Annotated in this window: 18 protein-coding genes and 6 pseudogenes; 6 read left to right on the top strand and 18 right to left on the bottom strand. The window is 43.8% G+C overall.

Features of this window, described 5'->3' with window-relative positions:
* Window positions 1-67: 67 nt before the first annotated feature.
* The 3 genes and pseudogenes from mfd to PKHYL_RS11380 all read left to right on the top strand — a co-directional run bounded on the left by mfd (window position 68) and on the right by PKHYL_RS11380 (window position 6,136).
* Window positions 68-3,778: pseudogene (mfd, locus tag PKHYL_RS11390) on the top strand (transcription-repair coupling factor).
* 168 nt (window positions 3,779-3,946) lie between these two features.
* Window positions 3,947-4,378 carry an HIT domain-containing protein gene (locus PKHYL_RS11385; RefSeq protein WP_057759208.1) on the top strand — a complete coding sequence of 144 codons (432 nt, stop codon included), beginning with the start codon at window positions 3,947-3,949 and terminating at the stop codon, window positions 4,376-4,378.
* 558 nt (window positions 4,379-4,936) lie between these two features.
* Complete coding sequence (locus PKHYL_RS11380) at window positions 4,937-6,136, top strand: adenylate/guanylate cyclase domain-containing protein (protein WP_240365197.1); 1,200 nt, start codon at window positions 4,937-4,939, stop codon at window positions 6,134-6,136.
* A gap of 100 nt (window positions 6,137-6,236) precedes the next feature.
* On the opposite strand, the pseudogene fdx reads toward PKHYL_RS11380, so the two are convergent.
* The 11 genes and pseudogenes from fdx to PKHYL_RS11330 all read right to left on the bottom strand — a co-directional run bounded on the left by fdx (window position 6,237) and on the right by PKHYL_RS11330 (window position 13,447).
* Window positions 6,237-6,576: pseudogene (gene fdx / locus PKHYL_RS11375) on the bottom strand (ISC system 2Fe-2S type ferredoxin).
* An 86-nt stretch (window positions 6,577-6,662) separates the two neighbouring features.
* Window positions 6,663-8,535: pseudogene (hscA, locus tag PKHYL_RS11370) on the bottom strand (Fe-S protein assembly chaperone HscA).
* Window positions 8,536-8,754: 219 nt separating this feature from the next.
* Window positions 8,755-9,003 carry an iron-sulfur cluster co-chaperone HscB C-terminal domain-containing protein gene (locus PKHYL_RS11365; protein WP_240365196.1) on the bottom strand — a complete coding sequence of 83 codons (249 nt, stop codon included), beginning with the start codon at window positions 9,001-9,003 and terminating at the stop codon, window positions 8,755-8,757.
* Complete coding sequence (locus PKHYL_RS11360) at window positions 8,990-9,271, bottom strand: hypothetical protein (protein ID WP_240365195.1); 282 nt, start codon at window positions 9,269-9,271, stop codon at window positions 8,990-8,992. The genes PKHYL_RS11365 and PKHYL_RS11360 overlap by 14 nt, the downstream gene beginning before the upstream one ends.
* Window positions 9,207-9,338, bottom strand: coding sequence for a hypothetical protein (locus PKHYL_RS17680; RefSeq protein WP_269778165.1), 132 nt, complete (start codon window positions 9,336-9,338; stop codon window positions 9,207-9,209). Before PKHYL_RS17680 ends, PKHYL_RS11360 begins: the two co-directional genes overlap by 65 nt.
* A 139-nt stretch (window positions 9,339-9,477) precedes the next feature.
* Window positions 9,478-9,797, bottom strand: a pseudogene (gene iscA / locus PKHYL_RS11355) (iron-sulfur cluster assembly protein IscA).
* A 222-nt stretch (window positions 9,798-10,019) separates the two neighbouring features.
* Complete coding sequence (iscU, locus tag PKHYL_RS11350) at window positions 10,020-10,430, bottom strand: Fe-S cluster assembly scaffold IscU (protein WP_058024183.1); 411 nt, start codon at window positions 10,428-10,430, stop codon at window positions 10,020-10,022.
* Window positions 10,431-10,599: 169 nt separating this feature from the next.
* Window positions 10,600-11,826: an IscS subfamily cysteine desulfurase gene (locus PKHYL_RS11345; protein WP_071003520.1), complete on the bottom strand. Its 1,227-nt coding sequence runs from the start codon at window positions 11,824-11,826 to the stop codon at window positions 10,600-10,602.
* Window positions 11,823-12,332, bottom strand: coding sequence for an Rrf2 family transcriptional regulator (locus tag PKHYL_RS11340; protein WP_071003521.1), 510 nt, complete (start codon window positions 12,330-12,332; stop codon window positions 11,823-11,825). The genes PKHYL_RS11345 and PKHYL_RS11340 overlap by 4 nt, the downstream gene beginning before the upstream one ends.
* Window positions 12,333-12,801: 469 nt before the next feature.
* Window positions 12,802-13,245, bottom strand: a complete 444-nt coding sequence (locus PKHYL_RS11335; RefSeq protein ID WP_240365194.1) for a hypothetical protein — start codon at window positions 13,243-13,245, stop codon at window positions 12,802-12,804.
* 16 nt (window positions 13,246-13,261) lie between these two features.
* Window positions 13,262-13,447: a hypothetical protein gene (locus PKHYL_RS11330; RefSeq protein WP_240365193.1), complete on the bottom strand. Its 186-nt coding sequence runs from the start codon at window positions 13,445-13,447 to the stop codon at window positions 13,262-13,264.
* A gap of 505 nt (window positions 13,448-13,952) precedes the next feature.
* Here PKHYL_RS11330 and PKHYL_RS11325 point away from each other — a divergent pair.
* From PKHYL_RS11325 to PKHYL_RS11315, 3 genes are all read left to right on the top strand, one after another.
* Window positions 13,953-14,225, top strand: a complete 273-nt coding sequence (locus PKHYL_RS11325) for an HU family DNA-binding protein (RefSeq protein WP_045445077.1) — start codon at window positions 13,953-13,955, stop codon at window positions 14,223-14,225.
* 386 nt (window positions 14,226-14,611) lie between these two features.
* The gene (locus PKHYL_RS11320; RefSeq protein ID WP_240365192.1) at window positions 14,612-15,640 is read left to right on the top strand and encodes a SurA N-terminal domain-containing protein; all 1,029 of its coding nucleotides are present in this window, start codon (window positions 14,612-14,614) and stop codon (window positions 15,638-15,640) included.
* A gap of 27 nt (window positions 15,641-15,667) precedes the next feature.
* A complete protein-coding gene (locus tag PKHYL_RS11315) occupies window positions 15,668-16,438 on the top strand; it encodes a hypothetical protein (RefSeq protein ID WP_240365191.1) in 771 nt (256 codons plus the stop codon).
* A 463-nt stretch (window positions 16,439-16,901) separates the two neighbouring features.
* Here PKHYL_RS11315 and purH read toward each other — a convergent pair.
* From purH to mrcB, 7 genes and pseudogenes are all read right to left on the bottom strand, one after another.
* Window positions 16,902-18,484, bottom strand: a pseudogene (gene purH, locus PKHYL_RS11310) (bifunctional phosphoribosylaminoimidazolecarboxamide formyltransferase/IMP cyclohydrolase).
* Between the two features lie 149 nt (window positions 18,485-18,633).
* Window positions 18,634-18,897, bottom strand: coding sequence for a DNA-binding transcriptional regulator Fis (fis, locus tag PKHYL_RS11305; protein WP_227674247.1), 264 nt, complete (start codon window positions 18,895-18,897; stop codon window positions 18,634-18,636).
* Window positions 18,898-19,144: 247 nt separating this feature from the next.
* Window positions 19,145-19,699, bottom strand: a complete 555-nt coding sequence (locus PKHYL_RS11300; RefSeq protein ID WP_240365190.1) for a DUF3426 domain-containing protein — start codon at window positions 19,697-19,699, stop codon at window positions 19,145-19,147.
* Window positions 19,700-19,763: 64 nt separating this feature from the next.
* A complete protein-coding gene (locus tag PKHYL_RS11295) occupies window positions 19,764-20,321 on the bottom strand; it encodes a hypothetical protein (RefSeq protein ID WP_240365189.1) in 558 nt (185 codons plus the stop codon).
* Between the two features lie 210 nt (window positions 20,322-20,531).
* The gene (gene prmA / locus PKHYL_RS11290; protein WP_071003526.1) at window positions 20,532-21,458 is read right to left on the bottom strand and encodes a 50S ribosomal protein L11 methyltransferase; all 927 of its coding nucleotides are present in this window, start codon (window positions 21,456-21,458) and stop codon (window positions 20,532-20,534) included.
* Window positions 21,389-22,339: a tetratricopeptide repeat protein gene (locus PKHYL_RS11285; RefSeq protein WP_240365188.1), complete on the bottom strand. Its 951-nt coding sequence runs from the start codon at window positions 22,337-22,339 to the stop codon at window positions 21,389-21,391. The genes prmA and PKHYL_RS11285 overlap by 70 nt, the downstream gene beginning before the upstream one ends.
* A 45-nt stretch (window positions 22,340-22,384) precedes the next feature.
* Window positions 22,385-24,890 (bottom strand): annotated as a pseudogene (gene mrcB / locus PKHYL_RS18185) (penicillin-binding protein 1B).
* Window positions 24,891-25,052: the final 162 nt, after the last annotated feature.

Below are 25,052 nucleotides of genomic sequence, written 5' to 3'. Positions count from 1 at the left end.
AGTTTTGGTAATTGCTCAAATATTCGTATAATAGCTTTCTGACTCCTTAACTGTGATCCTATTCTTTATGCCTATCACTGCTTTGACTGACGCGTTTGATCCCATTAACCAGCAGTTGTTCCCTATACAAAATGCCGAGCGGCGTTGGCTTGCGCCTGTCCATGGTGCGGTCAGTAGCTTATGGCTGGCAAGCTTGTTTCAAACGCCTATGTGGAATGTTGCCAAGCGCCTAAAGGTCGTGGTGGCACGCGACCAAAATCAGCTCAATCAGATAGAAACTGAGCTGGCATTTTGCGGCGTCGATGCTTACGTATTCCCCTGACTGGGAGACACTGACATATGATGAGCTGTCTCCGCACCAAGACATCGTTAGTGAACGCATCAACCTATTGACGGATATGCCGAGATCAGGCGTGCTACTCATCTCAATACAGACATTGATGCAACGCGTCGCACCGCCCAGTTGGTTGATCGGACAGCATTTTGATTTGAGCGTTGGTGATCGTTTTGATATCAATACGCAACGTGGGCTTTTGGCAAAGGCGGGTTATAGAGCGGTTGATAATGTCTTTGAGCCTGGTGAGTTCGCTGTACGTGGCAGCATTATCGATATCTTTGCTATGGGTCAGCCTTTTCCGCTGCGTTTAGACTTATTTGACGATGAAATTGAGACAATTCGTTTTTTCATCCGCAAACCCAGCGCACGTTGACCGCTGATGACCTCAAAGCGATGTTGACAGGCAATGATACCAGCATGGGCAAAGAGTCACTGTCGCTGCTGCACAAATTGCCAGATATCTCTAAACCTATCGAACAGTTCCAAATATTACCAGCAAAGGAGTTTCCGCTGGATGAAGGGCGGAGAGACATTTCGCACGAATTTTGCGGCGATGTTCCCTAATGCCAGTAGCCGCAAGTCTGAGTTGCATAAAGATGTAATGGCAGGTATCGCGAGTAGCGGACTGGAGTATTATCAGCCACTATTTTTTGACTTAAAAGATTGGCAAGAAGAAAGTACATTGTTTTCTTATTTGCCAAGCGATGCGTTGTTTATCACGGATGAGCTGATCCACGAAAAGCAGGCGGACTATTGGTCACAAATCCAGCGCCGCTATGAAGAGCGTCGCCATGATATTGACAAGCCTATCGTCGAACCTGCGCTCTTATACTTATTATCCAACGCTCTTAACGAGCAGCTCAATCAATATCCACGAGTGATATTAAGCGCACGCGATGAGCTGGCTACGACAAATGACGTAGCAGCGCTAGAAGGTAACGACCCATCTCAGCCGCAACTGCCATTAACGCCTACTAAGCAGCAAGGCTTGGTGACATTAAGCGCCGAAGAACCGCCAGAGCTGGCAGTCAATCATCAGAAATCTGAGCCATTAACTGAATTGCTCGACTTTTTACACGTTCAACAACAAACAGCAACGCCAGTATTAGTTGTGGCAGAGACTGCTGGTCGCCGTGAGATTCTTATTGAGCTGTTTAAGGGAAAAATCGATATCAAAGCATATGATAGCTTTGAAGCATTTTTAGCAGCAGATAAGACGAGCGCTATGAATAATGCTCGACTACCACATGTCGGTCTGACTGTGGCACCGATTGAGCGCGGCGTATACGTGCCTGAACGTTTGGTGTTGATTAGTGAAACGCAGCTGTTTGGTCGTCAAGTCTTACAGACGCGTCGTCGTCGCCAAAGCGGTGTATCAGAGGAGTTCTTGGTTAAGAGCGTCACTGAGATAACAGATGGCAGCCCAGTCGTTCATATCGAGCATGGTATTGGTCGTTATAACGGCCTAATCACGCTAGATGTGGGCGATGGTGAGCAAGAGTTCATTCATTTAAAATATGACGATGATGCCAGTATCTATGTGCCAGTCGCCAATCTACAAATGATCAGTCGCTATAGTGGCGGCGATCCAGCGTTAGCGCCATTACATAAGATCGGCAGTGGCAAATGGGATAGAGCCAAGCAAAAGGCCTTGGAGCAAATTCACGATGTCGCCGCAGAGCTGCTCAATATGCAAGCGCGTCGTGAGGCCAAAGTTGGTATTCATTTTAAAATAGATCCGTCGCAATACGAGCTGTTTGCCAGTCAGTTTGCGTTTGAAGAGACCGCTGACCAAGCCAATGCCATTCATGCGGTTATGGAAGACATGAGACAAAACCAGCCAATGGATCGCCTCATCTGCGGTGATGTTGGCTTTGGTAAAACAGAAGTAGCGATGCGAGCGGCCTTTATTGCCGTCAGTGCTGGCTATCAAGTTGCTGTATTAGTGCCCACCACATTGCTCGCAGGACAGCACGAAGACAATTTCCGCGATCGATTTGCTGATTGGCCAGTGCGTATTGAGAGCCTGTCACGCTTTGGCGGCAAAAACATCAAGACATGGTCTTGACGGACTTGGCTGATGGCAAAGTCGATATTGTGATCGGTACTCATAAACTATTGCAGCCTGACGTGAAGTTTGCCAATCTTGGGCTAATGATTGTCGATGAGGAGCACCGTTTTGGGGTGCGTCATAAAGAGCGTATCAAGGCGATTCAGACAGATGTAGACAGTATGTCTATGACCGCGACGCCCATCCCTAGAACGCTTAATATGGCGCTCTCAGGCATGCGTGATATGTCAATCATTGCCACACCGCCTGCACGCCGGTTGGCTATTAAAACCTTTGTCATGCAAAAGACAGATGCCTTGATGAAAGAAGCTATCTTGCGCGAGCTGTTACGTGGTGGGCAGGTTTATCTGCTCCACAATGATGTGGCTAGTATTGAGCGTATGGCAGAAACTATTCGTGATCTGGTACCTGAAGCGCGAGTAGGGGTCGCCCATGGGCAGATGCAAGAACGCCAGCTTGAGCAAATCATGCAGCAGTTTTATCATAAAAAATTCAACGTGTTGGTGTGCTCTACTATTATTGAGACAGGTATCGACGTACCAAATGCCAATACTATTATCATTGAGCGTGCGGATAAGTTTGGTCTGGCGCAACTGCATCAGCTACGAGGCCGCGTAGGTCGCAGTCATCATCAGGCATATTGTTACCTATTGGTGCCTTCTCTCAAAGGTCTCAAAGGCGATGCCAAGCGTCGTCTACATGCAATTGAACGCGCCAATACACTCGGCGCAGGTTTTATGCTGGCGAGTGAAGATCTAGAGATTCGCGGGGCAGGTGAGATACTGGGTAAGCAGCAAAGCGGTAATATGCAGGCGATTGGCTTTAGCTTATATATGGATATGCTGGAGCGTGCAACTAAGGCGATCAAGGCTGGTAAAGAGCCTGACTTGAATACGCCACTATCGCTGACCAGTGAGATTAACTTGCATAGCTCTGCTCTTATTCCAGAAGACTATCTACATGACGTACATCAGCGCCTATTGTTTTACAAACGTATAAGCAATACAGATGATAAAGAAGCGTTGACGGATATTCGTACCGAAATGATAGACCGTTTCGGTGCATTGCCAGACCAGACCAAGCAGCTATTTGCCATTCATGGACTGCGCTTGCAAGCAGAACCGCTGAAGATTAACAAAATTGATGCCAATAGTAATAGTATGACGCTGGAGTTTGCACCTGATACCCCTGTTGATGCTTTGGCTATTATCAAACTGATCCAGTCAGATGGACAGCACTACCGCATGAATGGAGCATCTGGTATTCGTTATCAACATAGCGAGAAGTTGGCGACACCGCAACAGCGAGTCTCTGTTATCCAAGATCTTCTACGTTATTTTAGTGAGCATATGGTGACAGAAGCGGCCTAGAGTCGATCAGTGAGAGCCATCATCGGGGTTTCTAAGACAATCAACACAAATGCAATAGTGTATGGTGCTATTTTATCGCAGGGATAACTGATAAAATAACCGGATTGCTTCTTCTTCGATATTTTTTACGTACTTTTATTTGCATTAAACAACAAGAGAACCGTCATTATGTTCCAACTTCATCATAAACTTGCTGCTGATAGTTTCTTAGTGGGTGATTTTCCATTATCTACTTGTCGTTTGATCAATGACTGTCAATTCCCTTGGCTGATATTAGTACCGCGCGTATCGGGTATCAAAGAGCTTTACGAGTTGTCTGAGGCAGACCAAACGCAGTTCTTGCGTGAGTCAAGCTGGTTATCGAGTCAGCTAGCCAAAACCTTTCAAGCAGATAAAATGAATGTGGCCGCGCTTGGTAATCAAGTCCCGCAGCTTCATTTTCATCATATTGTTCGTTATCAAAATGATATGCAATGGCCAAATCCAGTATGGGGAGTTCCTGCGGTTCCTTATACCAAAGAAGTCTTGGCACAAATGCAGCAGACGTTAATGATGGCGCTACGTGGTCATCATCAAATGCCTTTTGATTGGCAGATGTAATCCGTTTTTAACTTTGGATTGCTTTACCTCATCTATAAAGCATTATTTATGAAGCCTCTCTCATAAACTATTGCGACAGAAAAAAGCCAGATATTCGTCATATCTGGCTTTTTTTGTAATAATCAAACATTATCAGTTGTTTATCCAGAAGATTTGTTATCTTGATAAATGATAGATGGTATTTTTTAGCTACCACTGACCTAGGTTTCATTTAATTTAGAAAGTATAATATATTTTTGTAATTATTTATCATTAAGATAGGTAATTTGCGTGTGTTGTTCTTATATATCTTTATCTCTCTGATAGCTTATCTCATTTAAGTGAAATTCAATATGCCTTTTATAGGGATGTTAAAGCCAAAACTATTGTCAAAAGGTAGTGGAATCTATCAATTCGACTATCCAGAAGTTTTTGTTTTAATTCTTACTGTCATATTACTCGCCCCGCATTACAATTTTCGTCCCTACCTCAATGGCATTATTGGTTGTCGTTCTACTACCTAGCCTGATGATTCTGATTTATAACTATCGACGCCAAACCAGTCTTTGGACGTCTAATATGGTCGTTATTTTATTTGCGGTCGTTATTGGGTCAATACAGTTTTGTACGGTGATATCGCTCAGTTTGGTAGCCTTAATCGGCGTACGTATGATCGTCAGTGGTGTCGATAACGGTCTAAGATTATTTACTGTAGCATTGGTGACATCTATTGTATTTTATTATGTCAGTACAATACTAGACAACGAAGGATTGAACTGTAATGAAGGTTGGGTGCCTCCCACCGTATTGCTAGCAAGCATAATGGTTATTTTGTATCAGTTTCGCAGTACGTATCAAGAGTATATTGGTTATAAAGAAAGTGCCTCTAAAGCCGGAGGACGTTTGAGTACCATGGTGTCGGTCATCAATAAGTTGACTCGCTTTGTACCGCCGCAAATCTGGGAGCCAATTGTTAGATCTGATAGCCCTGTTAGTGTGTCGAATAAACGTGTCAAGCTGACTATTATGTTTTCAGATATTGTGGGCTTTACCGATCTGTCTGATAGTCTGAGTGCTGACAACGTGGCTGATATTTTGAACACTTATATGCATTGCATGACGTTAATTGCTGACAGACATGGTGCCGTACTTGATAAATTTATTGGTGATGGCATGGTGTGCTTCTTCGGTGAGCCTAATAGCCGTGGCTCACGTCAAGATGCTCTGGATTGTGTGGCAATGGCGATAGATATGCGCCGCGAGATGCGTACATTGCGTCAAAAATGGCGGCTGATGGGGTTTGAGGGGTTATATATACGTATTGGTATCACAACTGGTTATTGCCACGTGGGCAATTTTGGTAGCAACAATCGTCTTAGTTACACACTGATTGGTAAAGAGGCTAATCTGGCGTCAAGACTCGAATCGAATGCTGGCAAAGATGAGATATTGGTCAGTGAAAGCACTTATGATTATGTTTGCCATAACTATGAGTGTCAACATGTTGGAGCGCTTCAGCTAAAAGGCTTTGATGACAAGGTAAATGCATGGCAAGTACTTGACCCTGATGCTAATAAAGGTCATTTGTCTAAATGGGTAGATCACACCTTGCCAGGGTTTAACTTGCATCTAAATTTTAAAGACATGAAAGACAATGACTATCAAGATATCAGGAGTCGTCTAAACTTTGCGCTTGAGCGTATCGAACAAGAAGAAGAAAAATTGGCACAGAGCATCGCTGAAGAAAGCAAACGTCATAGTGCTAACAAAAAGTCATGATTTGGGAAGTCATATCGTGAAATATTGAGGTAAAAAAAGCCAGCTATTATATTTTAATAGCTGGCTTTTTGTAACTTATAAGTAGTTTGTACTGATCATATTAATGATTTTCTTTTGCATGATTCAATGTGTATTTTGGAACCTCGATGGTTAGATCTTCATCATCAAGCATGACCTGACAAGACAGACGTGAGTCAGGCTCTAAGCCCCAAAGCACGATCAAGTAGATCAGCTTCTACATCATCCATCTCATCTAGACTATTGAACCCTTTGCGTACGACAACGTGACAAGTAGTACAAGCTTTTGACATCTCACAGGCATGCTCGATTTTGATGCCTTTTTCTAATAACGCTTTGCACAAATTCTGACCAGCTTGTAGCTCAACTTCTGCGCCCTCTGGGCAGATTTCGTGATGGGGTAGTACGGTAACTTTTGGCATAAATTATTTGTCCAATGCTAATCAATCTAAAAAATAAGAGAAAGTAGCTTAGTATCATAACTAAGCTATCATTTTGAGTATGGATTTTACCAATCTTGTGCGCTGGTACCTGCCATGCTGGTTTGAACGCTTTGGTTCATAATGCGAGCAGCAAAGGCATCACTATGCGGCTTAAGCTGTGCTTGCTGTGCTTCGATAAGTGCCAAGTCATTAGTGCTAAGAGCAGAACGCAGGGCTTGTATATGCTCCGCTAAAGTGTGCTGCTCATCAGAAGAAAGCAGTGCTGCAAACTCATTGAGTGCAGATTCTAGAGCCAACACTTCACGCTCGGCTTCTACTTTTGTTTCGATTAAAGAGCGTGCGTTTTTATCTTCCTCTGCATGTTTAAATCCGGCAACAAGCAACTGCTCTTTTTGCTCATCAGACAAACCATAAGAAGGCACGATCTCGATCTTGCTTTCTGTTTTGGTCGTGGTTTCTTGTGCACTAACAGTCAGCTGACCATTGGCATCGATGCTAAAGGTGACCTCGATACGAGCAAACCCAGCTTTCATTGGCGGAATACCGTACAGCTCAAAGCGGCCAAGCGAGCGACAGTTTTCTACTGTTTCGCGCTCACCTTGCACGACGTGTATCACCATGCCTGTTTGACCATCTTGATAGGTGGTAAACACTTGACGTTTTTTGACAGGGGATAGGCGTGTTGCGTGGGATGAGTACTTCAACCAAACCACCCATGGTCTCAAGACCTAATGATAATGGCGTTACGTCCAATAACAACAAATTGTTGTTACTATCACCATTCACCAGTTGGTGAGCAGTTTGAGCAGCGCCTAAGGCAACAACCTCATCTGGATTCAGACGGCAAAGAGGCTGCTTGGCAAAAAATTCAGTCACGACTTGTTGTATGGCAGGCATACGCGTTGAGCCGCCTACTAAGATCACTTCGTCTAAATCTGTGGCAGTCAGCTTGGCATCACGCAGGACTTGTTCACATACGCTTAACGTGCGACGACTAACAGGCTCTACGATATTAAGGATGTCTTCACGGCGCAATACACCTTGATAGGTTTGTCCGTTGACAGTGACATTGATATCCAATTGCTCAGCATCAGTCAGCGCTTGCTTGTAAGCTTTAGCTTCTTGTGCGAGTACTGATTTGTTATGCAGGCTTACGTCTTTTGGATCTATATTTAACTGTTTAATAATCCAGTTGGTAATCAGACGATCAATATCATCGCCGCCCAGTGCGCTATTACCGCCAGTTGCCAATACTTCAAAGACACCATCATTCAACTTCAGAATAGATACATCAAAAGTACCGCCGCCCAAATCATAAATAAGATAGTAATTTTCTTTATTGTTGTCTTCTGATGATTGGTCAAGACCATAAGCGACCGCCGCCGCCGTTGGTTCATTCAATAGACGAAGTACGTTGATACCAGCCGCTTGCGCAGCATCTTTAGTGGCTTGGCGCTGTGCCTCATCAAAATAAGCTGGCACAGTAATGACGGCACCCTCAATGCTGTCTGCAGGCAGTGCGCTCGCTGCACGTTGCTCAAGCGCGGCTAATATACGCGCTGATACTTCGACAGGTGACACTTCACCTTGAGCCGTGACAAATGCTGGCATATCATCTGTACTACCAGACAACTCATAAGGATGCGAGAATTTGATATCTGCTTGACTGCGACCCATAAAACGCTTAGCCGAGACGATCGTATTTTTGGGATCGTCTGCTAAATGCGCTAGGGCATCATAGCCGACCGATGGATTACCTGTCGCTGGATAATAAACCACAGAAGGCAGCAAGGTATCTGATGCTGCGCCTGCTTCTAAGACTTGCGCCTTGCCTGAACGTACTACAGCGACCAGTGAGCGTGTCGTACCAAGGTCAATACCTAGGCCAAAACGATGTTGATGAGGTTGAGCGCTTTGATTGGGTTCGGCAATTTGCATTAAAGACATAAGAATAACTCAGAGATAAAATGAATAAGTGTAATGAGGCAAATATGGCATGTTCAGTATGACTGCTTAACCGCTATCTATTTATTCTCAAAATAGAGGAATTTGGCAGTTAAGCATGCTCAAAATCAGAGATTATACGGTATAGTTGATACTAATTTAACCAAATATTTAGAATCTAGCTTTCAAGTAAGATACATCATGCACAGCTATCTAGACGTATAGGTCATCGTCATCTGAATGTGCAGCAGTGGCGACGTCATCAAGCCCCGTTGTAACATCAGCATTCAATTTGACCAAAAACTTCAATTTCTGTGTCGCATCAATCGCCGTTGGCCAATCTTGCTCTTGGTAAGCAGTCTCAAAACGCTGAGACTGGTTTGCCAAGCGCGATGTAATCTGAGGATGTAGCTGCTGCAAGGCTAAAAGGTCTTTGCCTACAATAGCGTCATCTAAATCCATACGCATTTCCATCGCATCTTCTAAAAAAATCCAAGTCTGCGATGGAGTGTTCTAGATTTTGCGCTTGATCAGCCATACCTAGTAGGTAACCAGCACGGCTATCAGGTGCACTCAATGTTTGGTAGGCTTGATTGATGACGGCAGAATACTGCTCTGATTGCTGCTTGGCTTGCTTAGTATCTGCTAGATTCTTTGCAACATTATCAGGGATGATAGCGTTTTTGTAGCAGACGTAGATGCTGATCGAGACTGTCTTGATTGACTTCAAATTGTACAGGTTGCTCAAATAGGGCAAAGAAGTTATCAAATTGTGTTTCTGGAATCGTATCTGTCATATCTTACGCCTTGCTTTTTTTATTTGTTTTTAAAGTCTTAATCTGGTGCTTCTACCAAATATATTAGTGCATTTATATCTTTTGTATTGATTCATCACAACGGGTGCATCAATCACTGAATAATCAGTTGATTGAACCATTAAACAGTAAAAGACTCACCGCAGCCACATTCACCTTTTTGGTTAGGGTTAGTGAACTTGAAACCTTCGTTTAGACCTTCTTTTCATAATCCATCAACAGGCCATCTAAATAGACCAAGCTTTTAGGATCAATAAAAATGCTAACGCCGCGGCTTTCATAGCGCGTGTCATTTTCATCAGGTATATCTACAAACTCTAAAACATAAGCAAGGCCTGAGCAACCCGCTGTACGGATACCCACTCGAATACCTTCACCTTTGCCGCGATTGTCCAAAAAGTCTTGAACATGCTGAGCGGCGCGTTCTGTCATTTCAATCATGCCAACTCCCATTGACTATTAATCGTAAATATCAATAAATAAACTATGTAAACTGGCAAGCGAAGTTACGAGTTTGCCAAAATAATATGCTAATAGTTTTTAGAAAATAAAAGGTGACAATTACATAAGTGTCATTGTCACCTTTTAGCGTTAGTAACCATCTGATGTATTACTACTTTAGCATTGCTAACAAAACACAGCGCAGACGCTAGTAGGTTTGGCTTAGATAGTGGCTTCTTCTGCCGCTGCTGCTACGCCATGCTTACCTTTATAGTCGCTAATAGCGGCTTTAATGGCATCTTCTGCAAGTACAGAGCAATGCACTTTTACTGGTGGTAACGCTAGTTCTTTAGCGATATCGTTGTTTTTGATTTCGCCAGCTTGATCCAAGCTTTTGCCTTTTAGCCACTCAGTAACGAGCGAGCTTGAAGCAATTGCTGAACCGCAGCCATAAGTTTTAAAGCGTGCATCTTCGATAATACCGTTATCATCGACTTGGATTTGTAGACGCATTACATCGCCACAGGCTGGGGCACCGACCATACCGGTACCAACGTTTTTGGCGTTTTTGTCAAGATTACCAACGTTGCGTGGGTTTTCGTAATGATCAATAACTTGGTCACTATAGGCCATGGGGTTTTCTCCTAGTTAGATGATGAGTAGTCGCATATTAACTTTAAATATCTAACTACTCATCGATAATTGGGGTCAAACATTTAGTTAATAAAAACTGGATTTTTAATTGTCTGATCAATCGTTTAATAAATATATAAAATGTATTACTAGCTAACGGCGCTTAATATTAATGCTCAGCCCATTCGACTGAATTCAAATCAACACCTTCTTGGTACATATCCCAAAGTGGCGATAGGGCACGTAGTTTATCAACAGCTTCATGCAGTTGCTTGATAACAGTGTCGATGTCTTCTTCAGTCGTATAACGACCAAAGCTGAAGCGGATTGAGCTATGCGCCAATTCGTCTGGGCGACCGATAGCACGTAGTACATATGATGGCTCAAGCGTCGCTGATGTACAGGCTGACCCTGATGATACCGCTAAGTCTTTTAGCGACATCATCAATGACTCGCCTTCAACAAAGTTAAAGCTGATGTTCACAATGTTTGGTACGCTGTTCTCAAGATCGCCGTTCAGATAGATCTCTTCGATATCTTGTAGGCCATCCCAGAGTTTTTGACGCAATTTTGCAACATGGGCATGATCTGCTTCAAAGCTCTCATTGGCTAGAGCAAATGCTGCGCCAAGACCAACGATCTGATGCGTAGGTAATGTACCTGAACGCATACCGCGCTCATGACCACCGCCGTGTTGCTCAGCTTTTAGGCGAATACGTGGCTTACGGCGAACAAATAAGGCACCGATACCTTTAGGACCATAGGCTTTATGGCCTGAAAAGCTCATCAAATCGATCTTCATCTCTTCAAGATTGATTTTTACTTTACCAACAGACTGTGCGCCATCAACATGGAAAACCACACCGGCTTCACGAGTGATTTCACCAATCGCTGTAACATCAGTAATCGTACCAAGCTCATTATTTACCATCATCAGTGATACCAAAATTGTATCCTCACGTAGCGCTTCTTTCACTTGCTCTGGCAAGATAAGCCCTGTGCTTGGTTGCGGCTCAAGATACGTAATTTCAAAACCTTCTTGCTCAAGCTCACGGCACGTATCTAGCACGGCTTTGTGCTCAATTTTGCTGGTGATGATGTGTTTACCACGAGACTGATAAAAGTGAGCTGCGCCTTTAATGGCTAGGTTGTCAGATTCAGTTGCACCAGAAGTAAAGACGATTTCGCGTGGATCAGCGTTGATGACTTCAGCCACTTGTCCGCGAGCAGTTTCTACGGCTTCTTCTGCTTGCCAGCCATAGCCGTGAGAGCGCGAGGCTGGATTACCAAAGATGCCATCTACTGTCAGATATTCGCTCATCTTAGCCGCTACTGATTTTGCAACTGGTGTGGTGGCGGCATAATCTAAGTATATAAGGTTGTTATGTTGGCTCATGCTGGGTTTGCCTCGCTGTTCGATAGAGTAATAGTATTGATGTCTTTTATGGAAATATCTTTTGTAGAGGTGTGCTGACGTTCTGATACTGACTGCACATTTTCCATATCTAATAATTGCGCTAATGTTATATTTTTCAAGTACTGTTCAATATGATTTGATAGTGCACACCACAGGTCATGGGTCAGGCACATTGTACCACCTTGACAGTCGCCGCGTCCTTCACACTGCATCGCATTAACGGATTCATCGACAGCAGATATGATGCTCATCACATCTATCTCGTTCAATGGCTTGGCTAGGTTATAACCACCAGCTGCACCGCGAATACTGGTCACAAGGCCACGTTTGCGTAGCTTGGAGAATAACTGTTCAAGGTAGGAGATAGAAATTGACTGCCGTTTAGCGATATCAGATAGAGATACTGCGCTCTCTTGTTGACTGGTCTGTAATGCCAAGTCTAGTAAAGCAGTAACGGCATATCTGCCTCGAGTAGTTAAACGCATGTGTTATCTCCAAACTTTTAGGTCATTTTTATTTAATAACGATCTTGGAAAGGGATAGATACAGTCAATAATAGATCAATATAAAAGCTGTCAATCATATCCGTTCAAGTTGTGTCTTATCGTTATTAAACAACAGATGGTTAACCCGATGTGTGCAACGATTAAGTCAATTATACTTAATCCTGAGTAATTTGGTCAAGATTAAAGTGTGATTAAATGGTTAATCGAGCTTATCGCTATGATTGATAAAAACAATGGTGGTTAAAAAGGGGGGATAAATGGGAAAACAGGTGGGATGTGATATATAAACGACAGATGTAGGGGCGCTGAATACAAATTATAGTTATATGGTGTGACTCATATACTGTGATCCATATGAATAGTCACTAAGCGTGCAACACCTATGGTAAATGTCACACACTTATCTATGACTGGTAGCACCGTTAAATAAAACCAAATCTAGCACCAATTAATTCATTAAGAGGGCTATGATCGAGACTACCGCGACGACCAATGCCACTACGGTCACAATCATAAAGGTCTTTTGCTTACTCTGTAGCTCTTTAACTGTGGTTTCAAGTTCGCGGTTCTTGATGGTTAATGTGTTGATTTGGGCCTGCTGTTCTTTGATACGCTCTTTATAATGGTCTTTCTTTTCCGCCATTTCAGCATCAGATGGCTTGGTTTTACCTTTACCACCTTTGATTTTTCTGATCAGACCCTGAATCAGGCTACCAAGACCAAGCTGCATGATAAATTGTTTGACCAGCTGTACTTGAACAGATTCACCGCGCATCTGTAATTTTTCGGTCGTCTCTCTATCGTGAGTGGTGATGGCATTAATCACTTGAATGCTATAAGCATTGATAACGACATCAGGTTCGCTACGACCAACAGGCAACTCGGCATCCAAGAGTACACCTTTGGTACTAAAGGTGGCAAAAACCCTCAACATGAGGCAAATATAAGCGCAACGCTACGACCGTACCTTGCTTGGCAAGTGGATAAGCGGCTTTACGTAGTTCAGGATCCAAACGTAACAATAGTGTCAGCGCCGACTCGATGAACACCAGAATAATATTAAGAAGAGAGTGAGACAACGTAGAACGCTTCATGTAAATAATCCATTTTTTTTATTTAGCAAATCAAAGTTATGTAATAAACTTAAGTTTATTTTTACCCGAAATTTGCAGTGGTATTTTGTTTATAGTAACGCCTTTATAATAAAAAAGTAACGCTAGTTTCTGTCAGTGGTAAAATTATTACAGTACAATCTAGCAGTTGATAAAGACATTAAAATTTATGACTGGTAATGCACAGACACCAACTCACAACTGTTTTAAAGAGTAAACAAATAAGCTGATTCATTGTTTGAATGAGGACAGTTTGCCTGTATATAGGTTGCAGATGTTTTGCGTAACATTGGGTGTCAAATAAGTAGTTGATGGCACAAAAGATGTAAAATCGCTTGCACTCCTTATGCTGCCTTGATATAAAGACGATAACAAAGCGAAACCTGTTAATACGCCAGTCAGGTAGTTTTTATTGCGTAAGTACCACGAGAGCGTTACAATGCTTGGCGTGAGCGTTTATTACCCCCTTAAACTTGAAGGAAATTTTATGAATAAGTCAGAATTAATTGATAGCATCGCAGACAAAAGTGGTCTAAATAAGACTCAAGCTGGTGATGCTTTGAATGCTGTTATGGAAAGTGTTGGCGAAGCTTTAGAAGCTGGCGATAGCATCTCTTTGGTTGGTTTCGGTACTTTTAGCGTAAAAGACCGCAAAGCACGTACTGGCCGTAACCCTAAGACTGGTGAAGAGCTAAGCATCCCTGCAAGCAAAGTACCAAGCTTCAAAGCTGGTAAAAACCTAAAAGAGCGTTTGAACTAACCGCTCTATGGTAGATGGTCGCTTTGGCTGATGTCATAAGCTAAGCACCGAAAAAGCACCTAAATATTAGGTGCTTTTTTTGTCGCTATAGTTTATCTCATACAACGTGAATATTTTGAGTATATACGAAAAATCACGTATCATAGGGCGCGCGATAGATGCGTTGTTTAAATAAGGTATTGTCACTGAACCTTGTTTTCCCTAATAAAATGTACACGTTCTTCCCTCTTACCATTGCCGGCTTAAATAGCATTGATATTAGCAGGTCGCACTCGACAGCTCCTAACAGTATTACAATGGTTTTTCATCAATATAGGTTAATAAAGCAGAGATAACTATGGATAAATTGCGCGATTTCTTAAAAAAGCTGGCCAGGTCGCATTTTATTGATTTTATGCCTATCGCCACTGGCTCTATTGGGTGTCGAAAGCTATTTTGGCGGCGGGGTTGATCCCAACCAAATCGCTCAGGTGGGTGAGGCAAGCGTAGGGTTGTCCGAGTATCAGAATGCCGTCAATAACCGTCGTAGCGAAATACTAGAGCAAGTTGATGATGCCAGTTTATTGAATGAAGACGTACTGCACGAGCAGGTACTAAAAGGTCTGATTGATCGTACATTACTAGAGCAGCAAGCAGGTAAGCTTGGTATGACAGTCTCTGATGACACGATCAATCGTTTGCTGCGTGAAGAAGAAATATTCAAAGATGCCGATGGAAACTTTTCTAACGATCAGTTTGCAAACTTTTTGCGTCAGCGTGGCATGACCAAAAATCAGTTGTTTGCAGAGTTTCGCAATCAGTTAAGCTTGGATCAGTTGAATGCGAGCATCGTTGGTACAGCCGTCTATCCAATGCAGGCAGTTAGCCAATTGATCGACTTGCAACTAGAATCACGTAACGTCTGGGTACATCGTTTTGATTGGCAGGACTATGCTGATCAGGTCAAACTAAGCAAAAATGATATTCAAGCATATTATGATGCCAATAAAGACACGCTAAAAAGCGCGGCAATGGTCAACTTGGCTTATATTCAGCTTAGCCCGCAGACCATCAAAGTCGATGATGTGACAACAGAAGAGTTGCAGCAGCAGTACGAAGCGTATAAGCAAAGTCTGGCTGCTGATGATGAGCGTAGAGTGAGTCAAATACTGTTAACAGGTGATGATGCTAAGGCAAGAGCAGATAAAGTTAAAGCTCGCTTGGCTAAAGGCGAGTCTTTTGCTGCTGTGGCCAAAGCAGAATCGGATGATCCTTCAGGAGAAGCAGGCGGTGACATTGGTCGCTTTAATCCGTCAGTATTTGGTGGTGACGCCGATGCTGTTGAAAAAAGCACTAGAAGGCTTGAGCGTTGGAGATGTGACAGCCCCTATCAAGACCAGCTTTGGCTATCAGATATTCACAGTCACCGAAGATAATGGCAAAAGATTCCAAGTCTCGAGAGTATGCGTGCAGAGCTGACTGCTAAGGCAAAAGAGTACAAGCGTCAAGAAGTCTACGCGGATAAAGTAACCTCGATTAATGATTTGGCAGCAGATGGCTTTAGTATCGAAGATATTGCGCAGCAAGAGAATGTCACGCTAAAACGTATCAAAGATTATCGTAAAGAAAATAACAAATCAGTATTATCGCAACCAGCAGTGATCAAACAGGCCTTTGACGAATTTACGATTCAAGATCAGGCCGTGACGGCAGGTATAGAAGTTGGTAACGGTACGGTATGGGTACAACCAAGCAACTATCGTCCTACGACCACACTGAGCTTATCTAGAGCAACGCCAAGAATCACTCAGATATTGCGTCAGCAAAAAGCCACAGCCTTGGCGCTAAAAGAAGCGAAAGCTGTCGCTGCTGGTATCAAAACGCCAGCTGATATTGCTAAGCAGTCAGTAAGTTTGCAATCTTTGGGTGAGATTAATCGTCAAACAACGTTGCTAACTGATAAAGAGCGTGGATTGGCCTTTAGCAAGCAAGCTGCCAATGATGGCGTAGTCGCGCTCGCTAGTGAGACTGAAGCAGGTGCAACGCTATTGGTTGGTGATCGCATCAAGACTGAGCAGCAGTCACCACTATCTGATATGCAAAGAGCGCAAACGGCCAGCATCATTCGTGACAATTTAGGTCAAGATCAGCTGCAAGACTACTTAGATTATCTACGTATGGTCTATCAAGTTGAGATTAACGAAGCCAACATGGCAAATGCACAAGGGCGCTAAGCGTTCGCTGTATGGTTACTCTTAATTATTAAACGCAAAAAAGCCACTGTAGCGATGCAGTGGCTTTTTTTATTTGGTAATACTTTAACTGTAGTGACCACGAATATTATAAGAGACTGGAAATTAGGAGCAGTAACAAATACAATTGCTGCGACTAGGGCGTGTTGAACATTCGCAAATAGGCACTGCTGATCGCTAAAATGGTTCCAGACAAGGCACAAAGCGACGATAATGCAGATGCCTTAGCGAGATTTGTAACGCAGTATGGGGCAATTTTAGCATCAGCCCCAACGATAAAAGCAGGGGACAGGACTCTTTTTGCCGCTTCATCGTTAAAAATAAGCGCTTAGAATGACTAAACTTATTATTTTTAACATCGAATCGCCTAAAAATAGTCGCTGTCAGTGCCATGGTCGAATGTTCAACACGCCCTAATTCCAGTCTTAAACTAATAGATGATTGTTTAGTGGCGGAAATGACGCATGCCAGTGAATACCATCGCAATACCGTGCTCATTAGCGGCTGCAATGGTCTCATCATCACGCATAGAGCCACCTGGCTGAATGATGGCTGAGATACCTACTTCAGCAGCATTATCGATGCCATCACGGAATGGGAAGAAGGCATCTGAGGCCATAACGGCACCTTCAGTGGCCAGTCCAGCATGCTCGGCTTTGATAGCAGCGATACGTGCTGAGTTAACGCGGCTCATTTGACCTGCACCAACACCGATAGTACGTTGACCTTTCGCATAAACAATGGCATTCGATTTGACATATTTTGCCACGTTCCAGCTGAACAACAGATCTGCCACTTGCGCTTCAGTTGGTTGTACGTCAGTGACGATTTTTAGATCGTTTGCCGTAATCAAACCAAGGTCTTGCTCTTGTACGAGTAGGCCGCCATTGACGCGTTTGTAATCAAGCTGACTATCACGCTGATCTGGTGCTGGTAGTTCACCACATACTAATACGCGTACGTTTTTCTTAGTAGCAGTCGCTTCAAGTACACCGTCTTCAATGCTGGGTGCAATGATGACTTCTACAAATTGATTATCGATAATGGCTTTTGCAGCAGCAAGCGTCAGTGGACGGTTGAAGGCGATAATGCCGCCAAAAAGATGACTCAGGATCGGTGCTAAAAGCAGTGCGATAAGCAGCTACTTGGTCATTATCTACCGCGACACCGCAAGGATTGGCGTGCTTAACGATAACGCAAGCTGGTGCACTAAAGGCTTTAACACACTCAAGGGCTGCGTCAGTATCAGCGATATTATTGTATGATAGCGCCTTACCTTGCAGTTGCTTAGCCGTTGCAATAGAAGCTTGCTGGCTTTTTTAAAGGATGATTTTCAGTGTAGAAAGCAGCGTTTTGATGTGGGTTTTCGCCATAGCGCAGATCTTGCGCTTTTTCTAGTTGTACATTAAATGTGCGTGGGAAGTTTTCTGGTTCCTGCGTCTCATTGACACGGCTGCCTAAGAAGTTGGCAATCATACCATCGTACTGCGCAGTATGCTCAAAGGCTTTAACCGCTAAATCATAACGTAGAGCCGTTGTCAATTCAGTGCCACCATTTAAAGCAGTCAGTACGCGATCATAATCAGCAGGATCGGTCACGATGCCTACATGGGCATGATTTTTTGCTGCTGATCGTACCATGGTAGGGCCACCAATATCGATATTTTCGATAGCATCGTTCATCGTCACGTCAGCACGTGCAATCGTTTCAGCAAATGGATATAAATTCACAACAACCAAGTCAATACGTTCGATTGCGTGCTCATTCATGACAGCATCGTCTGTACCACGACGTCCCAAGATACCACCATGAATTTTAGGATGCAGGGTCTTAACACGGCCATCCATCATCTCAGGAAAGCCCGTATAGTCAGACACTTCCGTCACAGCGACATTATTTTCTGTAAGTAATCGATAGGTACCGCCAGTAGAGAGTAAGCCAAAACCTGCTTTAATAAGGCCTTGAGCAAACTCAACGATATTGGATTTATCAGAGACCGAGAGTAGGGCAAGTGGGGTTGTACTCATAAAAAATCTTCCATAAAAAAAGCCTGACGTAAACGTCTGGCAAGGTGATGATGGCAACAACGGTAGACTATATCGCGATAGATAAAGCCATGCACATTGAATTGCCATGCATGATGATTAGCAATAATGGGTGAGCACATATAGCAGTGCTACATTAAGTCGTAAGTTTTGAGTTTTTTGCGTAAAGTGCCACGATTGAGGCCTAAGATTTGTGCACACTTGGTTTGATTGCCGCGAGTTTTCTCTAGAACCACTGACAATAGAGGCTCTTCGACTTGCTTTAAGATAAGCTCGTACAAGTCGGTAGGCATCTCATCACCTAGCATAGCGAAATACTGGCGAACGACGCGCTCAACATGTACACGCAAAGGCTGCTGTGCGCTACTCGCAGCACTTTCTAACGGGAACTCAATATCGTGAGCGACAAGGTGATGATCTTCTTTATTATAGTCGGCAGGATGCTCAGAGCTCTTAGCAAAATGATGGGCATGATGCTGTGCATGAGGTGCCATAAGATAATATCCTTGAAATGAAAAAAGAGTCAAACCATAAGATGTCAGAATAATAGTATATCAAATTAATATCGTCTAGCGCTGACAGATTGACGGCTATCTTAAAGTCAGCGATATGTCAGGCTCATTCTATTACTAAAAATAACATTCAATAAAGTGGTGTCATCGTAATTTCGCGAATTTGTGCATTGTCAACGGGTATGGTAAATAGTAGTTGTCTGTTATTACTAGCAGCTAGCTGGCTTGGCTTACCCAATAAATAGTCGTTAGGCGCTGCTATAAACTCTCCAATGAGATTGTCTGTCCCATAAACGCTGACTTTTATATTTGGATAGAGCTGTGCTTTTGTGCTTTGGTTGTTCAATATCGCGCTGATATCGCTAAATGTACCTGTGGTTTTAATTTGACTTGATCGATGACTTGGATTGGTAATAGTCAAAGCTGTCAGATCAGCGCTTGGTAAGCTACATGCCGCAATAGAGCATACCGTTTGGAGGCGCTGCGCATTGGCAGGGTTTTTGACTAACGTCTCTAGGTTAAACATAACATACTGCGCGGCAAGTAATAGTGCTAATACTAAGCATCCCAGTATCCAGAGGATAGATGCAATTGAATGGGTTGTGGCTGTTGGCGCAAACTGTGCTTGCGCCTTGTTTGCACGTTCTGTAACAGAATTTTCTTCTTCCCTAAGAGGTACACCCATATCTATCAGTAGTTGTGATAAATCTGTGCTATCTACTGATTTGGCTTCGCGTTTATTTTGTTCCTCAAGAAGTGTTTTCTAGCCATGAGTCATCAGCTGTGTCGTTGATACTCGCATGAATATCATTGGCAGCAGTTGAGCTCAGTACTTCTTGAGTCATTGAGGAATGTTCTGTTGCAATACGATCGGTATTGGTTTTAGAAAGTGTGTTTGTCGCGTTGTCAGTTGTCGTCGCAGCATTGGTATCGCTCACTTGCGTCAACCAAGCATCCATGCTGTCTAGTGAGTCGTATTCTACAATGCTGTCTTCTGGCTCATCGATATCCATATCATCATAGATTAAGTCATCATGAATCAATATATCAGCTGAACGTTTTTTATGGAGTGAGGACTTTGCAGTATTTGATATATTAGATGCTTGATTACGACTATTGGTGGAGCTTTCAGGTCTATTACTCAGCTTGGATTGAGTCTCGTGATGTGCTGTAGCAGTATTATGTTGAGAGGAGAAGCTGTTGGAGGTATCAGGGGTTACAATAAGGTGTTGATTGACCGAAAAACTTTTTTGGCACTGAGTACAGTTAATAGTAGCATTGGCTTTATTTAGTTGATTCTGTTGCACTTTAAAGCAAGCTTGGCAATGAGGGCACTGGGTTTTCATTGGGGTGGTCATAGGGTCGAATCCAAAAAAGTATGGTTATCTATACCGCTTAGCCACTCACCAACAGCTACCATGCTTTTTGAAATTCTATAAATCATGAGCAACGACAGAGTGGCGCCAAACCTGTGACGTTTGACTGCCCTCTATCGTAACAGATGTAATTAAATGTTGCTAGCTAGTAAATGTACCAGATAAACGCTGCCAATGCTGGTCCTCTTGCGCGGTAAAGGCATGCTTTGGATCGAGTGCAAAATAGGGTTGATAAGCTTCCATGACTTGTTCAGTCTGTGACTCGATTAAACCTGCCAATACGATGCGACCTTTCGATGCAATCAATGTCGAAAAGTAAGGTGCTAAGCCAATTAAGGGTTTGGCCAAAATATTGGCGACAATCACTTCTACAGGCAAAACATCATGTTGTGAGCAGTAATCTGTGAACTCTTCGGGCAAGAACGCTTGCAGACGGTCACCGACATGATTACGCACTGCATTTTGATTGGTTGCGAGTACAGCTTGTGGATCGATATCGACTGCATACACTTGGCGTGCACCTAATAATAGAGCGGCGATACCCAAGATGCCTGAGCCGCAGCCATAGTCGATGACCACTTTATCTGTCAGGTCTTGCTCTGTTAACCAGTCAAGACAAAGACGAGTCGTGGCATGATAGCCAGTACCGAAAGCTAAGCCTGGATCCATAATGATATTGGTCGCCTCTGGGTTGGGCGGTGTGAGCCAGTCTGGCACAATCCACAAGTCATTAGCGCATTCGATAGGATGGTAGTTACTCATCCATTCGCGCTCCCAATCCTTGTCATCAACAGCCGTTAGCCAGATACGAGTAGCCTGTACTTGTGCGGCAATTTCATGACTCAGCTGCTCAACTGCTTGACGGCTACCATCATCAGTGGTGGCATCAAATAGCCCTGTCAGTATGACTTCATCCCATAGCGGTGACTCACCGGGAAGTGGTTCAAACAAAGGCTGATCACCTGCATCATCTAAGGCAATAGCTAGTGCGCCAGCTTCTAATAAAAGCGCTTCAGCCAAATCGACGTTTGATTTTTCACATTGTAAATGCAGTTGTTGCCATGCCATAACGATAACCCTAAGCTAAAAAAAAATAAATGTATGTTTTGGATAAATGATAACTGTAGTGAGCGGTTATTAGCGTAAAGCTCGTCTTGCTTCACTAACGACGCGTGAGTTACCTTGAGCTTGCCCTGATTGTAAAATGATTTGCCACAGCGCTCGTCTGCGACTGGCATTTTTAGAAACACTAAGGCCACGACGTGCCATCGCTTCTGCCTTACGAGGTTGGTTCTTTTCAATGCCACTTGCGCCAGATAAAAATATACGGCAGACGACTTGGGGGCCAAGCGCTGTGCACGGGTAAAGCTGTTTTCAGCATTCGTTAATTGTCCTGATTTCAGTTGATTAACGCCTACCTGCATCAAGTTACGAAATGCAGGCAAGTTACTGTTATTACTTGCTGATTGTTGAGAGCGTTGCTGTGAGTTTTTTCTTGCCTGCTCTAGTAGATCATTGTGTGACGGTGCTGAGGGCTCAGAGATGATATAGTCATTGCGCGATGGTATGGCAATACCCAGATTAGGCTCTGTCACCACTGGAGTAGGCGGCTCAAATACAGGCGTTTCTTGGGTCAATGGGTTCGGCGACTCGAGCTTTTCGGGTGGAGTATAAGGCTCAATAGGGTATTCGTTCTCATCATCTGCTTCAACGATGGGTGCCTGAGTCACAGTGGTGGTCGATGTCACTGGCGGCTGTGATGATGGGGTTGTTTGAATAGGTGTTGTTTTCATCGCAGCTGAGCTATCTGGCGCAGTCTGGCATGCGCTGAGGCTTAGCATGCTACAAACAATGCCACCTACAACTAGAGTATTCACTGACGCAAATTTTTTCTGCCACCAAGACATTGTTTGTGTCACAGAGGCAGACTGCTGTAGAAATGAGACCATATTGAGACCTTTTTAAATATCAGACGCTACATTTTAAAAATAATGTTAAAACCATTCAATAGCACGGTCATACCATGTGTCAGCGCGGTCTTGACCTTCATTATTTTGTCCATTACTGTCCTCTGAATCACCAGCATCAACCGCTTCACCGTTTGGGATATCTAAACCTTCGCGACGACGTTGCTCATTGATCGCGCTCTGCTGATTTTGGAATTGAGATTGCTCGCGAGCACGGTCTTGTTGATACAAGCTAAGCGCGCAGCTACTGGCTTCCCTCTGGTAAATGTGCTGACATGACAGGTAAGTAGCGAGCATTGGCACAACGTTCGTTAGACAGCTTGCCTGAGTTGTTCTCGAGCCACAACCATTCGATACCTTCTGGCTCTGGTAGCGCCACTGGAGTGAGTTTGAGGCGTTTCATATAATCGACCCAAACCGGTAGAGCACCAGTACCACCGCTCAAGCCAATGGGCTTGTTGTCATCACGACCAACCCAAACAACACTGACGTAGTTGCCACTGTAGCCTGCAAACCAAGCATCACGGTAGTCGTTTGTCGTGCCCGTTTTGCCGGCGAGATTCAGATTGCTGCCAAGTGATTGAGCCCGTCTGGCGCTACCGTTTGACACCACTTGTTGTAGCGCATAGTTGGTCAAAAGTTGGTCTCAGGTGGAATACTGCGCTGAGTATTGAGTCCGGTACGCTGCAAAATACGACCGCGATCATCAATAACCGTGCGAATACTATGAATAGGTGTGCGGAAACCGCCAGTCGCAAAGACTTGGTAAATACCTAACATGTCCATCGGGCTCAGATTGACAGACCCTAATAGCGCCGATGGGTATGCTGGTATTTCTTCTTTAACCCCCATGCGTTTTAGCTGTTTGGCAAAAGTATCAACCCCAAATTCCATACCTAAGCGTACCGCCGCTTGGTTATAAGATTGCGAAAGTCCTGTGGTCAGTGGTACATAGCCATGATCACGGTTGTCATAATTCTTAGGACTCCAATCGGTACCATCATTCAGATTGACTGTGATAGGTGAGTCATCCACCGAGCTTGCTAAGTTATAACGACCACTCTCAAGCGCGGTCATATAAATGATTGGCTTCAATAAAGAGCCGACTTGACGCTTGGCATCGACGGCGCGGTTAAAGCCCGTGAACTCACTGCCACTACCAACGACAGAGACCAATTCGCCAGTCTCAGGATTGGCACTGACGAGCGCGCCTTGTAAGTCTTTAGTCTTGCTACCGCTACGGCGCAGCTCGCCCAGTTTTCTATCAACCGCCTTATCTGCTGCCAACTGAGCAATGGGGTCTAGGGTACTAATGATGATTAGACCTTCATTTTTGAGATCATCAGAGTAATAGACATCATTGAGCTCACGTTTGACGATGTCCAAAAAGTCAGGGAACTGGCTCTTGCCCTCAGCAGGCTTGTCCACGATACCGAGCGGCTGTTTTAAGGCTTTGTCATAGTCCTCTTGACTGAGCGTGCCCATTGCGAGCATGTTACCAAGCACCACGTCACGACGAGCTTTTGAATCATTTGGATTACGACGTGGGTTGTAAATACTTGGGCCTTTTGCCATACCAACTAGCATGGCTTGCTGATCTATACGCAGCTCGTTAAGTGGTTTATCAAAATAGAACTGTGAGGCCAAACCAAAACCATTGATAGAGCGATTGCCGTTTTGACCCAGATAAATTTCGTTCAAATAAGTCTGTAAAATTTCATCTTTACTATAATGCAGCTCAAGCAGTATCGCCATCAACGCCTCATTGGCTTTGCGTTTGAGGGTGCGATCAGAGTTGAGGTAAAAGTTTTTGATCAGCTGCTGGGTGATGGTCGAGCCACCTTGCCTAGCACCACCAGTAAAGTTATTGATTACGGCACGGGCGATACCGCGTATCGAGACGCCTTTATGCTCATAAAACGCGCGATCCTCGGTGGCAATCAATGCATCAATCAGTGGCTGAGGCACGTCATCTAAAGAGACAACCATTCGATCTTCGTTACTGTCTGGATAGATACCACCGATACTCACTGGCTCTAGACGAATGATGCCACTTTTGGCAGGTAAGGTGCTTTGAATAGAGTCAACTTTATTGCCAGCAAGGGTCATTTTGATGACTTGCTCAGCATCTATATCGCTTGAGCTATAGGTAAAGCCGCGCGTATGGATAAAATAAGTATTACCCGATCTATGATAAGTGCCAGTACGATCATAAGACTTGTTGCTTTGATAATTAAGCAACTCTAGCCACGTTTTCATCGTATCTCTATCGATATTGGCACCCCTGATATAGCTCAAGTGGCTGTGAGTACACTTTAGCTGGAATGTCCCAGCGCTTGCCTTCAAACTTATGGGTAATGGTGCGATCAAGCTTGACCAAATACAGTGCAAATAGCACCATGCCAGCGATGATGGTAATTAAGAGAAGACTACTAAATACCAAGCCGCGCTGATGTGAAGGTAAGGCATTTATAGCAGGCTTAGATGATGGTGATAGCTTGGTATTTGGTAACTTAAAATTGGATTTTTGCACGGATGTCGCACCATTTTTGGATAAAAAACTGCCTCATAATGACGCAAATTGACAAATTTTTCAATCTATCATCGTTAGCGAGGGCATTCATTGGTATTAGACCATAAGCATTGGTACTGCCTAGGGTGATTGCTTGTAGTATAATCTCTACTAAAATACTGA

This window comes from Psychrobacter sp. KH172YL61 (assembly GCF_007182895.1).
GTDB classification, from domain to species: Bacteria; Pseudomonadota; Gammaproteobacteria; order Pseudomonadales; family Moraxellaceae; genus Psychrobacter; species Psychrobacter pacificensis.
This window is presented reverse-complemented; position numbering and strand designations above follow the sequence as displayed.